At 36.4% G+C, this 13,058-nt stretch carries 16 protein-coding genes; 9 read left to right on the plus strand and 7 right to left on the minus strand.

Annotated features, from left to right (window positions below):
* Positions 1-70 precede the first annotated feature (70 nt).
* Together thiL and BOQ64_RS10520 are read right to left on the minus strand one after the other, a co-directional pair.
* Entirely contained in the window at positions 71-1,132 is a 1,062-nt protein-coding gene (thiL, locus tag BOQ64_RS10515; protein ID WP_129058036.1) for a thiamine-phosphate kinase, read from the minus strand.
* Between the two features lie 83 nt (positions 1,133-1,215).
* Positions 1,216-1,710 (minus strand): acyl-CoA thioesterase, encoded by a 495-nt coding sequence (locus BOQ64_RS10520; protein ID WP_129058037.1) that lies wholly within the window; start codon positions 1,708-1,710, stop codon positions 1,216-1,218.
* 115 nt (positions 1,711-1,825) lie between these two features.
* Here BOQ64_RS10520 and BOQ64_RS10525 point away from each other — a divergent pair, with 115 nt between their 5' ends.
* From BOQ64_RS10525 to BOQ64_RS10545, 6 genes are read left to right on the plus strand one after another with little or no spacing between them, the layout of a single operon-like run.
* The gene (locus BOQ64_RS10525) at positions 1,826-3,028 is read left to right on the plus strand and encodes an NAD(P)/FAD-dependent oxidoreductase (RefSeq protein ID WP_129058038.1); all 1,203 of its coding nucleotides are present in this window, start codon (positions 1,826-1,828) and stop codon (positions 3,026-3,028) included.
* 18 nt (positions 3,029-3,046) lie between these two features.
* Positions 3,047-3,793, plus strand: a complete 747-nt coding sequence (locus BOQ64_RS23825) for an alpha/beta fold hydrolase (protein ID WP_228448308.1) — start codon at positions 3,047-3,049, stop codon at positions 3,791-3,793.
* On the plus strand, positions 3,787-4,347 hold the full coding sequence (locus BOQ64_RS23830) for an alpha/beta fold hydrolase (protein WP_228448315.1): 561 nt from the start codon (positions 3,787-3,789) through the stop codon (positions 4,345-4,347). The genes BOQ64_RS23825 and BOQ64_RS23830 overlap by 7 nt, the downstream gene beginning before the upstream one ends.
* Positions 4,348-4,366: 19 nt before the next feature.
* A complete protein-coding gene (locus BOQ64_RS10535; protein ID WP_164975785.1) occupies positions 4,367-4,780 on the plus strand; it encodes an energy transducer TonB in 414 nt (137 codons plus the stop codon).
* Positions 4,781-4,786: 6 nt separating this feature from the next.
* On the plus strand, positions 4,787-5,425 hold the full coding sequence (locus BOQ64_RS10540; protein WP_129058040.1) for a DUF2306 domain-containing protein: 639 nt from the start codon (positions 4,787-4,789) through the stop codon (positions 5,423-5,425).
* Complete coding sequence (locus BOQ64_RS10545) at positions 5,422-6,339, plus strand: YARHG domain-containing protein (protein ID WP_129058041.1); 918 nt, start codon at positions 5,422-5,424, stop codon at positions 6,337-6,339. The genes BOQ64_RS10540 and BOQ64_RS10545 overlap by 4 nt, the downstream gene beginning before the upstream one ends.
* Positions 6,340-6,364: 25 nt before the next feature.
* Here the strand turns inward: BOQ64_RS10545 and BOQ64_RS10550 are convergent, their stop codons facing one another.
* The 3 genes from BOQ64_RS10550 to BOQ64_RS10560 all read right to left on the minus strand — a co-directional run bounded on the left by BOQ64_RS10550 (position 6,365) and on the right by BOQ64_RS10560 (position 7,994).
* Entirely contained in the window at positions 6,365-6,766 is a 402-nt protein-coding gene (locus BOQ64_RS10550; protein ID WP_129058042.1) for a DUF2809 domain-containing protein, read from the minus strand.
* 74 nt (positions 6,767-6,840) lie between these two features.
* Positions 6,841-7,497: a thioredoxin family protein gene (locus BOQ64_RS10555; protein ID WP_129058043.1), complete on the minus strand. Its 657-nt coding sequence runs from the start codon at positions 7,495-7,497 to the stop codon at positions 6,841-6,843.
* 11 nt (positions 7,498-7,508) lie between these two features.
* Positions 7,509-7,994, minus strand: a complete 486-nt coding sequence (locus BOQ64_RS10560; RefSeq protein ID WP_129058044.1) for a TlpA family protein disulfide reductase — start codon at positions 7,992-7,994, stop codon at positions 7,509-7,511.
* Between the two features lie 151 nt (positions 7,995-8,145).
* On the opposite strand from BOQ64_RS10560, the gene BOQ64_RS23075 reads away from it, so the two are divergent.
* Both BOQ64_RS23075 and BOQ64_RS10565 read left to right on the plus strand, forming a co-directional pair.
* Positions 8,146-8,307, plus strand: coding sequence for a hypothetical protein (locus BOQ64_RS23075; RefSeq protein ID WP_164975786.1), 162 nt, complete (start codon positions 8,146-8,148; stop codon positions 8,305-8,307).
* A gap of 29 nt (positions 8,308-8,336) precedes the next feature.
* On the plus strand, positions 8,337-8,501 hold the full coding sequence (locus BOQ64_RS10565; RefSeq protein WP_129058045.1) for a bacteriocin: 165 nt from the start codon (positions 8,337-8,339) through the stop codon (positions 8,499-8,501).
* A gap of 35 nt (positions 8,502-8,536) precedes the next feature.
* Here BOQ64_RS10565 and mutS read toward each other — a convergent pair whose 3' ends face one another.
* A complete protein-coding gene (gene mutS, locus BOQ64_RS10570) occupies positions 8,537-11,125 on the minus strand; it encodes a DNA mismatch repair protein MutS (protein WP_129059711.1) in 2,589 nt (862 codons plus the stop codon).
* Between the two features lie 122 nt (positions 11,126-11,247).
* On the opposite strand from mutS, the gene BOQ64_RS10575 reads away from it, so the two are divergent.
* Positions 11,248-11,778, plus strand: coding sequence for a GNAT family N-acetyltransferase (locus BOQ64_RS10575; protein ID WP_129058047.1), 531 nt, complete (start codon positions 11,248-11,250; stop codon positions 11,776-11,778).
* A 198-nt stretch (positions 11,779-11,976) separates the two neighbouring features.
* Here BOQ64_RS10575 and BOQ64_RS10580 read toward each other — a convergent pair whose 3' ends face one another.
* Complete coding sequence (locus tag BOQ64_RS10580) at positions 11,977-12,852, minus strand: cupin-like domain-containing protein (RefSeq protein ID WP_129058048.1); 876 nt, start codon at positions 12,850-12,852, stop codon at positions 11,977-11,979.
* Between the last annotated feature and the right edge of the window lie 206 nt (positions 12,853-13,058).

A 13,058-nucleotide genomic window follows, 5' to 3' on the forward strand; every position in this document is an offset into this window, starting at 1 on the left:
ACATCACAAACAAAAACCACAGCAAAAAAAGTGCTGCGGTTTTCTACAATATTTAAAATTAAATAAAATTTTATCCGTTTTGGCTCCCTAAAAAGGCATCCCATCCCTGAGCAGTAAGAGCAACTAACTGGTTAGATCCTCTCGCTACCATAAAGTTTCCTTCCTCTTTTTCAACAGCATGCCCTATAATGGTAAAATCCGGATGGTTTTTCATTTTATCAAAATCATTTGGTGAAATGGTGAACAGTAATTCATAATCTTCACCACCGCTTAAAGCTGTCATTACCGGGTTTAAGTTCATTTCATCTGCAGTAGAAATAGTAAGATTGTCCATAGGTACTTTTTCTTCATACAGTCTGAATCCTACTTTAGACTGGTCAGATAGATGTAGAATTTCAGAAGCCAGACCATCTGAAATATCAATCATAGAAGTTGGTTTAATATCCAATTCTTCCAGAATCTTTTTAACGTCTGTTCTTGCTTCAGGTTTCAGCTGTCTTTCCAGGATATAGTCGTAACCTTCCATCTCAGGCTGCATATTCGGATTCGCAAGATAAACTGCATGTTCTCTTTCAAGCACCTGAAGTCCCATGTATGCTCCCCCTAAATCTCCTGTTACCACAAGAAGATCATTAGGTTTTGCACCACTTCTCTTGACAATATTTTCATCAGCTTCAATTCCTACAGCTGTAATACTCATCACTAATCCTGAGTTAGAACTTGTAGTATCTCCTCCAATCAAATCTACTTTATATCGGGTACATGCTGCCTGAATTCCTGCATAGATTTCTTCCAGTGCTTCTACCGGAAAACGGTTGGAAACAGCCAAAGAAACTAAAATCTGTGTAGGAACAGCATTCATAGCAGCAATATCACTTAGGTTAACTACCACTGCTTTATAGCCTAAATGCTTCAACGGAACATACCCTAAATTAAAGTGTACTCCTTCCGCTAACACATCAGTTGTAAGAACTACTTTTTTATTGCCAGGATTAACCACTGCCGCATCATCTCCTACCCCAAGCTCCGAAGATTCATTGGATAGTGGAAAATGCTCTGTTAAATGCTTAATCAGACCGAATTCTCCTAGTTTTGAAATGGGCGTCAGCTCCTGTGATTTATCTTCAAACATAAAATTTCTTTTTTGTACAGTGTTCAATATAAAACGTAATATGGCTCTGCAGCCAGTTATAACATTAAACCTTGAACTTTAAATTACTTTGTAAATTCTGCCGGATCAATATTATGCGGGTGAAAAGGAAGCTTTTTGAAGTCTTCTTTGGATAACACCACTGTTTCCGGGGTTTTGTATTTATTCATTGCTTCCACTACATCATCTGGCGGAGTGGTCATTTTTCTCAGCATCATATCAATCCATACTCCTGTTGCTTCTGCAGTTGCACAGTGCATCCCATCCGGTGTATAGAATTTATGAACGAAGCGGTAGATAGAAGAATCATCAGAACATCCGTCAATTTCTACACTTACAATCACCGTTTGGTCCGCATAGATCTCCTTAAAGAAAGAATATCTTTCGTGCAGAATAACAGGACCAATTCCCCATCTGCTTAATTGGGTTACCCCCATTTTTTCTTTAGTCATAAAAGCCATTCTGGCTTGTGCACAGTATTGTACATAGGATGAATTAGCTAAATGTTTGTTGGCATCAAGATCGCTCCAACGCACTTCAAATTTATGGTAGAAAATCATACTGAAATCGTTTTTGGTATAATAAAAAATTATAATCTTCAAAAATACTCAAATAAGATGGTTTATAAAAATTGTACTTTTGAAAAAATAATCTTCAGCATAGGATTACACATACATGAAACAGATCATTATTATCGGAGGTGGTGCTGCAGGCTTTTTCTGTGCATCCAACCTTGACGAAAAGAAATATAAAATTACGATACTAGAACAGAACTCGGATGTCCTTCAGAAAGTTAAGATTTCCGGAGGTGGGCGATGCAATGTTACCCACGCCTGCTTTGATCCAAGAGAACTGGTACAATTTTACCCTCGTGGAAACAAAGAGTTATTAAGTGTCTTCACCAAATTTCAGCCGGGAGACACTATGGAATGGTTTGATCAGCGAAATGTTCCTTTGAAAATAGAAAATGACAACAGAACTTTCCCTGAAAGCAATTCTTCACAAACCATTATCAATACTTTTTTGAATGAAGTTCAGAAGAAAAATGTTCTGGTACAAACAAAATGCAGCGTAAAAGAGATTGAAAAACAGGATGAAAAATACGTTGTAAAAACCAATTCCGGAGATTTTGAGACAGATTATATCGTATATACTACCGGAAGTTCACCAAAATCTTTAAAAATTGTTGAAAATCTGGGACACAAGATTGTAGACCTTGTTCCTTCTCTTTTTACCTTCAACATTAAAGATGAGCTTTTAAAAGATCTACCGGGAACCAGTTTTGAAAATGCAGGAATTTCGATTCCTAAATTAAAAACTGAGGAAAGCGGGCCACTATTGATTACCCATTGGGGGCTTTCCGGACCTGCTGTCCTGAAAATTTCAGCATGGGAAGCGATAAGTCTTGCTAAACTTAAGTACAACTTTGAAATTGAGGTTAATTTTGTGTCTGTAGATATAGAAGATGCAGAAGAAATGTTCCAAAGCTTCAAACAAAGCAACCCTAAAAAGACGATTGGACAATCAAAAATCTTTGATATTACGAACAGATTCTGGCAAAAAATCCTGGAGATTTCAAAAGTAGACCTCAACAAGCAGGTTGCCAATATTTCAGGAAAAGAGATGCAGAAAATTCTGGAGAACCTTTGCAAAAAGAAATTTCAGGTGACCGGAAAATCAACCTTTAAAGATGAATTTGTAACAGCCGGAGGTGTTGATTTAAAAGAAATTAACTTCAAAAATATGTCTTCAAAATTGCTGCCTAATTTCTATATTGCCGGAGAAGTTTTAAATATAGATGCGGTGACAGGTGGTTTCAATTTTCAGGCATGCTGGAGCGAAGGCTGGCTGATTGCACAGGATTTGAATCTTCTATAAAAACTAAAAAACTAATACATGAAAAAACACATTTGCTTTTTATTTCTATTCTGGTTGTTTTTAGGACACAGCCAAAGCAGAACTATCGTTTCTGACTGGACAGCTTTTACCCAGGCAGTAAATATTGAGAATAAACAAAACTGGAACTTCAGAGTAACAGCAAAAATCCGAAAAGATAATCAGGATAATGGATCTAACGCCAGTTTATGGTGCAGGATAGACAATAAGGATAAATCTACAGGCTTTTTTGAAAATCAGTACTATACAAAGCAGGCAACCAACGAGTGGAAAACCTATGAAATAAAAGGAAAGGTAAGTGCTTCTGCACAAACAATAAACATCGGGGCTTTTGCACAAAATAACGGAAATTTTTATTTTGATGACTTTAAGTTGGAAGTTAATGATGGCAAATCAAAAAAATGGCTTGAAATTCCTTTGGAAAATTCAGGATTTGAAGAAGAAATAACCGGCTCCAGTCCTTGGTTTGAAGGGATTCATTCTCAAAAGAAAACTCATGTAAAACATTTTGCCATTTCAACATCAGATATTCAACCCTTTAGCGGCAAAAAATCTTTACTCATCAAAGGAGAAAATCTGATTGGTACTATGCCTGAGGGTAAATTTATGGACGTTAACGGCATCAAATTATATTACGAAATATATGGAGAGGGAGAACCTGTACTGATGCTTCATGGTAACGGACAGTCCATCAGTGCTTTCATGAATCAGAAGGATACTTTTGCAAAAAATACAAGGTTATTTTAGTAGACTGCCGCGAAAGAGGCAAATCTACCTATGATAAAACCAAAGAGCTTACTTTTGATATTCAGACTGAAGACTTAAAACAGTTTTTAGATAAATTAAACATCAAAAAGGTAAAAATCCTGGGCTGGAGTGATGGCGGAATTCTTGCTTTATCAATGGCTATGAAACATCCTCAGTTGGTAGATAAAATTGCCTGTTCAGGGGCTAATATCTTTCCTGAAGGACAAAAAGATGAAGAGGTTAAATATTTGAGAGAGGCCGTAGAAAAGCTGTCTAAGGATAATAAAGATCATAAAAATGATGTATCTCTGGACCTCCTCAATCTTGATCTGAAATATCCCAACTGGACCTTTGAAGAGCTTAAAAAAATTGAATGTCCTTCATTAATTATTGCGGGAGATAAAGATATTATCAAAATAGAACACACGGTAAAAATGGCAGAGTCAATACCTAAAGGGCAATTAGCTATTATTCCTAACGCCAGTCATTTTGTTCCTGAAGAAAAACCTGAATTATTCAATGAATTGGTCATTGATTTTTTTGAAAATAAATAAGCTTTTTAGAAGCATACCTATGAAAAAAATAATATTTCTACTATTTACACTTGGGTTCACATTATGTTTTTCCCAGACACAGACAGCTGAAGTTCCGCCTAATCAAGACTCTACTGCGGAAAGTAAAACCCCAAAAACAGTTACACCAGCAGAATACCCTGGCGGAATCCCCGCATTCATGCAGGATGTCTCCAAAGCCATTAAGATTAGCCGAGTAAAAGGAGCCAAGGGACAGGTGCGGTCTAAGGCTAAATTTTCTGTAGGACCCAATGGGGTAATAGACCAGGTTATGGTAACAGGAACCAATCCGGACCTTAATAGTGAAGTAGAACGGGTATTGAAGACTATGAAGACCAAATGGACTCCTGGAAAAATTGATGGAGAACCTGGATCGATTTGGTATGCCGTTCCCGTCGTCATCAATTTTGATTAACTAAAAATGCTTTCAGCCAAAAGAAATACCGCAATTTTCTTCAAAGTCCTTCTTATCTTAGGATTTGTGTATTTCTTTTGGCTGATGTTTTCCATTACCCTGGAGTATATTCCTATAAATCCCAATGTCAGTTTCCTGATGATTAAACAGACTGAGGTGGAACAGAGACCGGAATATCTTTACTTTTTCTACACTCATGTGTACACTAGCATTTTAGTCCTTCTTTCAGGGTTTCTAGCTATCATAAGGAAAGATTTTGGACTGAAAAACCTCCACAGAAATATGGGAAAAGTATACATTTTCCTCATTTTACTTTTGGCTGCACCTTCAGGAATCTATATGGGATTTTTTGCTAATGGCGGGCTTTTTTCAAAAATTTCATTTGTTATACTTGGCTTTTCATGGTGGTTTTCCACTTTTAAAGCGTATCAGCTAGCCAGACAGAAAAAGTTTAAAGAACACAAGCAATGGATGTGGCGAAGCTTCGCTTTTACATTATCAGCCATCACGTTACGAATGTGGAAGGTTATTATTGTATATTTATTCCAACCTAACCCCATGGATGTTTACCAGATCATTGCATGGCTGGGCTGGATTCCCAATATCCTTTTGATTGAATACTTAATAACAAAAAAACAGATATGAAAACTTTACATTACACCTTGATTTCCCTGCTTACAGTTTCCCTGATAAGCTGTAAGAAAGACGGAAAAACAAATGAATCACCCAAAGATTCTCTAACCGCCAAAAAAGACTCCGTTGCTATTCCTGAAATTCATAAAGAATATTATGGCGTTTACACGGGTGATTTTGCGGGTATGGAAAAAGTGGTTGACGATGTAGACGGTACTGAATATGAAGAGAATTTCTACAAAAAAATTTCCATAAAAATTAACAGGATTACCAAAGACAGTGTTTATGGGCAAAGTATCGTAAACGGAAATCAGCGCCCTGTAAGAGGAGTTTTTAATGAGACTTCAAAGTCTTTTGTATTGGATGAGCCAGGAAACGATAAAACAGATGGCAGATTCGAGGTAAAACTGAATGGAGACAGCTTAACAGGAAAATGGAATGCCTTCAATAAAAAAGCAGTAAAAGCACCTTTAAAATCTCTCAAACTCATCAAAAAAGACTTTGTTTACAACCCCAACTTTATGCTGGACCCTGATTCCAATCTGGTAGACTGGAACAACCCTAAAGATTTTGTAGAAAAATATACGGATAGCGATGGCAAAACCGAAAGCTACACAACATCAAAGAACCGCGTTGCTTCAGATGCTGTCTTTAAACTGAATGCTTCCAAACAAAAGCTAAGCGAAAAAGACATTAAAAATCTGAGAAAACTGGATATGGAAATCATTAAGAACTCAGTTTTTGCGAGACATGGCTATTCTTTTAAAAAAGAAACTTACAGAGACTTTTTCGAGCAGACAGATTGGTATATTCCGGTTTCCAATAATGTAGATAACGAGCTTTCACCTTTAGAAAAGGATAATGTGGCATTACTGAACCGATTCATTAAATATGCTGAAGATAAGTATGACAGCTTTGGAAGATAGATTAATAGATTATAGGTAACAGGTATTAGATATCAGGGGTTGAAGTTAAGTTCTGACCTTTTGTCATTGTAACGAAAAGATAGAGCAATAGACAACCTACGGTATAGCACAGAATATCAATCCACGAGAAAGAGTTTCCAATCACAATATACATCAGGCTTCCAGGACGGAAGCCTAGTTTTTCTGCAATATTAAAATACTGGGCAAACTCTACAAAAAAGGAGAAAACTAAAATTCCCCAGATAAGTTTTTCGTTATTTATTCTAAAAAAACTCTTCACTAAAGTATAAAGCAGTATAACAACAATAACATCACCAAGATAGGCTCTTACAAAGAAAATATCTTTCAGTTTTGTAGCAATCAGTACCTCAATCAGGAAAATAAAAATAGAGATAAGCAGATATTTCAGGCTAAATTGGAATTTCATGTTGATGTTTTATAAAGTTTAGACATAAAAAATCGGTATTTTAATGAATACCGATTTTTATTCTGACAAATATATTATTTCTTTACTTTGATTGTACATCCAATGGCAACAGTTTTTGTCATCTTCACCGGCTCTCCTTTTATTAAGGCATTTACGGCATCCTGAGCATAATATTCTGATACATCATTCGGGTTATCATAATTGTTGTCAATAGCCCCTATGTACTTTACAATATTCTTCCCATTTTCCTTTTGCAGGACAAAAACATGCGGAGTCTTTGTGGCTCCATATTGCGGATAGATCTTCTGCCCCTCATCCACTAAATACGGAAAAGTAAATCCTTTCTGTTTTGCCCTTTCTATCATCTGTTGGTAACCATCTTCCGGTTGCACGTTTGGATCGTTTGGGTTAATAGCAATTACCGGATATCCCTGACTTTTATACTTCTTATCAAGCTCAATAATTCTGTCTTCATATTTCTTAGCATATGGGCAATGATTACAGGTAAATATAACGATGAATCCTTTAGCGGTTTTAAAATCACTTAGGGAGACCATTTTCCCATCAATATTTTTAAGTTTAAAGTCTGTAGCCTCATCTCCTACTTCATACCCTTTTACTGTCGAAACAGTCTCTTTTTGAGCCTCTTTTTTATCGTGATTTATGGCTGTAAAGCTTAGCAAGCCTAATCCAGCGATGAAAGCTGCAATTAATGTTTTTATATTTTTCATACTCTTATTGATTATAGATTTTCTGTAATTGTTTTCTCAAGTTCTGCTTTACTCATTTCTCCATCATTGAAATACACTTTCTCTCCGTTTTTATAAAAAATTGTGACCGGAATATTCCCATCCCACTCTTTTTCAAACCTTGGAATCCAGGTATTCATTCTTTTAATATCATCTAAAAGAACAACTTCAGCAGTCAGGTTTTTATTTTTAATGAATTTTAAAACCCTTTCTTTATCTACCAGCCGGTCTAAGGAAACCAGAATCATTTTAAATTTAGAATTACCCGCATTTTGGTTATTAACTTCCATAAAATGAGGAAGCTCCTTCACACAGGGAGCACAGGTAGTAGCCCAAAAATTCACAATCAGAAGCTTATCCTTCTCCGATTGGATCTTCTTTTCCAGCTCTTCATATTTCAGAACAGCAACTTCTGTCTGCTGGGCATTGCAGAGTTTGCAGAACAGAAAAAGGGCCAGGATTTTCAGCAAATTCTTCATATTCAAATTTAACAATTGCAGCTTTTATCTGTGATTTTCAAACTGTTAAAGTTTGTTAACAGGTACAATAATCTATTAATTTAATTGTTCACACAGTATTGAGTTATTGAAATAAAATGTACATTAGCTGTTCAACCAAACTAAAATCATTATGAAAAAATCAATGAATCAAAAAAAGAAACTTACGAAGAAAGAAATGAAAGCAATTAACGGAGCAGGACCTATCTGTCCGTTGGTATTTAGTTGTACAGACCGAAATACCGGAGAAGAATTATATGGAGTCTACGGAATCCAAGACGGACCTTGCTGTTAATTACAGATAATAACACCAAACTAAAAGTTATGAAAAAATCAATCAATCACAAAAAGAAGCTTACCAAAGCTGAGCTTAAAGAAATCAGTGGTGGTGCTAAAGCCAACTGCGCGGAAGATCTATGCAAACTCAGAGGAGTAAGCAGCCATTTCATGATTATTGGCCCTAGAGGTAAAGACGGATATTGCTGTTAATAATTTTTAACCCCTATAAAAGAAAAATGATTGGATTAACCTCCAATCATTTTTTTTATGGCGTTGAGTTTCATTAAAGCTTCAATAGGTGTTAAAGTGTTGATATCTATCTTAGTAAGTTCTTCCCTGATATTCTCCAAAACAGGATCATCCAGTTGGAAGAAAGAAAGCTGCATATTTTCTTCGGTTACTCTTTTGATATTCTCTGAAGTTCCTCCATCCTGAGTTCTGCTGGCCTCAAGCGTTTTAAGGATCTCATTGGCTCTGTTGATTACTTTAGCTGGCATACCGGCCAGTTTTGCAACATGAATACCGAAGCTATGCTCACTTCCCCCCGGAACCAGTTTTCTCATAAAGATAATATTCCCTTTATTTTCCTGAATGGAAACGTGGAAGTTCTTCACTCTTTCAAAATTCACGGTCATCTCATTCAGTTCGTGATAATGGGTTGCAAACAAGGTTTTCGCCTGTGTAGCATGCTGGTGAAGGTATTCTGCAATAGCCCATGCAATGGAAACTCCGTCATACGTTGAAGTTCCACGCCCAATTTCATCTAAAAGGATAAGGCTTCGTTCTGAAATATTATTCAGAATATTAGCTGCTTCATTCATCTCCACCATGAAAGTAGATTCTCCTGCAGAAATATTATCTGTTGCTCCTACCCTAGTAAAGATCTTGTCCAACAATCCAATTTCCGCATGTTTAGCTGGTACAAAACTTCCAATCTGAGCCAAAAGACATACAATAGCCGTTTGACGCAAAATCGCTGATTTACCGGCCATGTTCGGTCCTGTCACCATGATGATCTGTTGAGAATCTTTATCCAGGAAGATATCGTTCGGAATATATTTTTCGCCTAATGGAAGAGCATTTTCTATAATTGGATGTCTTGCTTCTTTCAGATCAATCGCAAAACCGTCATTCAGAATAGGTTTCGTATAACTTTCAGAAACAGCAAGCTCTGATAACCCTGCCGCCACATCAATTTGAGCAATAATATTAGAGTTCCCCTGAATCTGATCAATATACACCATGGTCTCAGCACATACGTTTCTGTATAGCTGACTTTCCAGAGCACTTATTTTTTCTTCAGCACCAAGGATCTGGTTTTCATATTCTTTTAATTCTTCTGTAATGTAGCGCTCAGCATTCACAAGGGTTTGTTTTCTCACCCAGTCGTCCGGCACTTTATCTTTATGGGTATTTCGGACTTCAATATAGTATCCGAAAACGTTATTAAAATCAATTTTAAGGCTTGTAATCCCTGTTCTTTCAATCTCTCTCTGGCACATTTCATCCAAAAAGCCACGCCCTTTGCTTTGAAGGCCTCTTAATCTGTCCAGCTCTTCAGAAACACCATCTTTGATCACATTTCCTTTGGCAATACTTACCGGAAGCTCTTCATTAAGGTGATTTTGTAGATATTTAATCAGTTCTTCCAGATCAAACAGAGGCTCTAACCATGCCAGCACATCTGCATGAGGATGCAATAATGCTTTGATTTTATGAATATTAATTAAACTCTGACGCAGATACCCCAATTCTTTAGGTGATATTTTTTCTGCAGCCAATTTTCCCATCAATCGGTCAAGATCAGAAATTGACTTTAAAAGCTGTCCTATTTCATATTTAAGATGATCATTTTCGTTTAGGAAATCAATCAGAGAAAGTCTTCTGGAAATTTCATCTACTGATTTTAAAGGAAGAATAATCCTTCTTCTCAGCAGTCTTCCTCCCATCGGTGTTGAAGTCTTATCAATAATATCCAGCAATGATTTCCCTTGTGGGTTGCTTGGATATACAATCTCCAGGTTTCTTAGGGTGAAATTATCCATCATCAGATAATCTTCCTGAGGAATAATCTGAAGCTTGGTAATATGAGAAAGCAGGTTATGATGAGTATCTTCTACCAGATAAGCAAAAATAGCTCCTGCTGCCGTAATAGCCAGCGGAAGGCTTTCCACTCCAAATCCTTTTAAAGAATTGGTTTTAAAATGACTGGTTAATTTTTCGTAGGCAAAATTGTACTGAAAAGCCCAGTCTTCCAATTTAAAAGCATTTTTATTCTTGATCTGCTCCGGAATCTGTACACTTCTCTGGAAAATAATTTCACTGGGATCGAAAGTATTGACAATATGTAACAGCTTTTCAAGATTACCCTCACTTACCAGAAATTCACCGGTAGAAATATCCACTAAGGCAATTCCATATTTCTCTTTTTCCTTATGCAAGGAAAGAAGAAAGTTATTTTTCTTGGAATTTAAAACCTGGTCATTGAAAGTTACTCCAGGAGTTACCAACTCCGTAACACCTCTTTTTACAATTCCTTTAACCATTTTAGGGTCTTCCAGCTGATCGCAAATTGCAACTCTCATTCCGGCTCTCACCAGTTTTGGAAGATAGGAATCTATGGAATGATGTGGAAATCCTGCCAATTCTACACTTCCTTCTCCATTATTTCTTTTGGTAAGAACAATTCCCAGTATCTGTGAAGTCTTCACGGCATCCTGCCCAAAAGTTTCATAAAAGTCCCCTACTCTGAAAAGTAAAAGCGCATCAGGGTATTTTCCCTTGATGGTATTATATTGAGTCATTAACGGGGTTTCCTTCTTCGATTTTGCCATAGTAAAAAATGAGCCCCAAATTTAAAAAAATAAATCCAGCGTTGCAGAATTGTTTCACGGTTATCCCTGAATAACTTTTCCTTATCAGGAATAAATTGTATTTTCACCATAAAATCACATCCATGGAATTTCCTGTTTTAGAAACTGAAAGGCTTATTTTGCGCCAGCTTACCCTTCATGACACCCAAGATTTATTCGAATATTTTTCATTGGAAGAAGTTATGGAATATTATGATCTTGAAGCCTTCAAATCTACCGAAGATGCACAGCAAATTATTCAGCATTTCAACAGTGAGTTTGAAAAAGGAAAAGGATTTCGTTGGGCTTTACAACTAAAATCTGATGGAAAAGTAATCGGAACCTGCGGTTATCATAATTGGTACAGAGAACATTTCAGAGCAGAAATAGGATATGAACTCAATCCGTTATTTTGGAGACAGGCTTATATGAAAGAAGCCATTCTTCCCATCCTTACATATGGTTTTGAAAGCATGAGATTGCATCGCGTAGATGCATTTATAGATCCCGCTAATATTTCTTCCGAAAAACTTCTGACTTCTCTGAATTTTACAGAAGAAGGAACTCTTAGGGATTACTTTTTTGAAAAAGGGAAGTTTGTGGATGCCAAAATCTTCGGATTCATTAATAAATAAAGGCTGGAAGCCAGAAGAAGGAAGCTGGAAGTTTCTATTTGACAGGAGACTTCTACACAATTGTAATAAGAATATAAGAGATTCTTCCTTCGTCAGAATGACAAAGACACAACATATAAGAATCAAATATTTTTAGGAATGGCTTACATTGGTTTTTCGACAAAAATAACTTCCAGCTTCCCGCTCCCAACTTCCATCCTATCTTTTCCCCAAATGTTTCTCTAAGGCCTCTGAACTTTTCTTATATGCCCATTTTTGCTTATAATTTATCCATTTAGCTTTAAACAGTTTACGCATAAGCTTATCTGTATACCTCATGATAAAAACATGATACAGCATATTGGCAAAAACATTCGGTTTATTGGGAAGAGCTCTTAATGACAGGGAAAAACCAGGTTCAAGATACCTGTTGAAGTGCCAGAACGCTCCCGGAATAAAAAGAGCGTCACCATGTTCCATAAAGATTTCGTAGCCTTTTGCATACTTCAGTGCCGGAAATTTCTCGTAATCAGGATTCTCATAATCTACATCATAAATGGTATGAACAGATAACGGAACTTTATATAAAAACGGAGACTGTTTCTGATCGAACAACAGAATTCTCTTTTTCCCTTCAAAATGAATATGCATAAAATCACCCAGGTCTACATCATAATGCATCAGTACATGAGCTTCACTTCCCCCAAAAAACAAAGTAGGAAGCCTTTTAAAGAACTTTATCCCTAAATCAGGATAGGTAAAGTTCTTAAGCAACTCAGGAAGTCTGTCTGTAATAATATAGAAGAAAATCCTCAGATCTGAAGGCTTGCTTTTTATGGTATCAATATAATCCTTCATTTTCATATTGGTTACCGGAGCATCAGAACTTTTAGCTGCATCAGCCGGCTTATTATCATACAAAGGAACATTCTGATCTCCTGCCTTTTCACGGATATAGGCCAGATTCCATTTGTCAAAAGCATCCCAGCGGCCTGCAAAATTCTTAATTAAAAGAGGCTTCTGTTTCCTGAAATAATTCTTCTGAAAATCTTCTTTACTGATATCATTGACTACATCTACGTTTTCGAGGATCATGTATTTTGTATTTAATGCGAAATAAAAATAGTGTTTTTTTGAACACTGCAAAAATTAAGATGAAAAGGTTGGAAGCTGAAAGAGGGATGCTGGAAGTTATTATTTGTCTGCGAACTTCTATATGCCATTCTATAAAAAGTTTTTATATAAAACTTAAACCTTCTCTTCGACTTCAATAAATTCCAGCATCCAGCTTCAGACTTCCC

This window comes from Chryseobacterium sp. CH25, assembly GCF_004119455.1.
Lineage (GTDB): Bacteria > Bacteroidota > Bacteroidia > Flavobacteriales > Weeksellaceae > Chryseobacterium.

Bases quoted from the DNA above. Each gene is read 5' to 3' on its own strand.
- BOQ64_RS23825 (WP_228448308.1), top strand. From the start codon at position 3,047: ATGAAAAAACACATTTGCTTTTTATTTCTATTCTGGTTGTTTTTAGGA.
- BOQ64_RS10565 (WP_129058045.1), top strand. From the start codon at position 8,337: ATGAAAAAATCAATCAATCACAAAAAGAAGCTTACCAAAGCTGAGCTT.
- BOQ64_RS10580 (WP_129058048.1), bottom strand. From the start codon at position 12,852: ATGATCCTCGAAAACGTAGATGTAGTCAATGATATCAGTAAAGAAGAT.
- BOQ64_RS10525 (WP_129058038.1), top strand. From the start codon at position 1,826: ATGAAACAGATCATTATTATCGGAGGTGGTGCTGCAGGCTTTTTCTGT.
- BOQ64_RS10540 (WP_129058040.1), top strand. From the start codon at position 4,787: ATGCTTTCAGCCAAAAGAAATACCGCAATTTTCTTCAAAGTCCTTCTT.
- mutS (WP_129059711.1), bottom strand. From the start codon at position 11,125: ATGGCAAAATCGAAGAAGGAAACCCCGTTAATGACTCAATATAATACC.
- thiL (WP_129058036.1), bottom strand. From the start codon at position 1,132: ATGTTTGAAGATAAATCACAGGAGCTGACGCCCATTTCAAAACTAGGA.
- BOQ64_RS10545 (WP_129058041.1), top strand. From the start codon at position 5,422: ATGAAAACTTTACATTACACCTTGATTTCCCTGCTTACAGTTTCCCTG.
- BOQ64_RS10555 (WP_129058043.1), bottom strand. From the start codon at position 7,497: ATGAAAAATATAAAAACATTAATTGCAGCTTTCATCGCTGGATTAGGC.
- BOQ64_RS10550 (WP_129058042.1), bottom strand. From the start codon at position 6,766: ATGAAATTCCAATTTAGCCTGAAATATCTGCTTATCTCTATTTTTATT.
- BOQ64_RS10560 (WP_129058044.1), bottom strand. From the start codon at position 7,994: ATGAAGAATTTGCTGAAAATCCTGGCCCTTTTTCTGTTCTGCAAACTC.
- BOQ64_RS23075 (WP_164975786.1), top strand. From the start codon at position 8,146: ATGAAAAAATCAATGAATCAAAAAAAGAAACTTACGAAGAAAGAAATG.
- BOQ64_RS10575 (WP_129058047.1), top strand. From the start codon at position 11,248: ATGGAATTTCCTGTTTTAGAAACTGAAAGGCTTATTTTGCGCCAGCTT.
- BOQ64_RS10520 (WP_129058037.1), bottom strand. From the start codon at position 1,710: ATGATTTTCTACCATAAATTTGAAGTGCGTTGGAGCGATCTTGATGCC.
- BOQ64_RS10535 (WP_164975785.1), top strand. From the start codon at position 4,367: ATGAAAAAAATAATATTTCTACTATTTACACTTGGGTTCACATTATGT.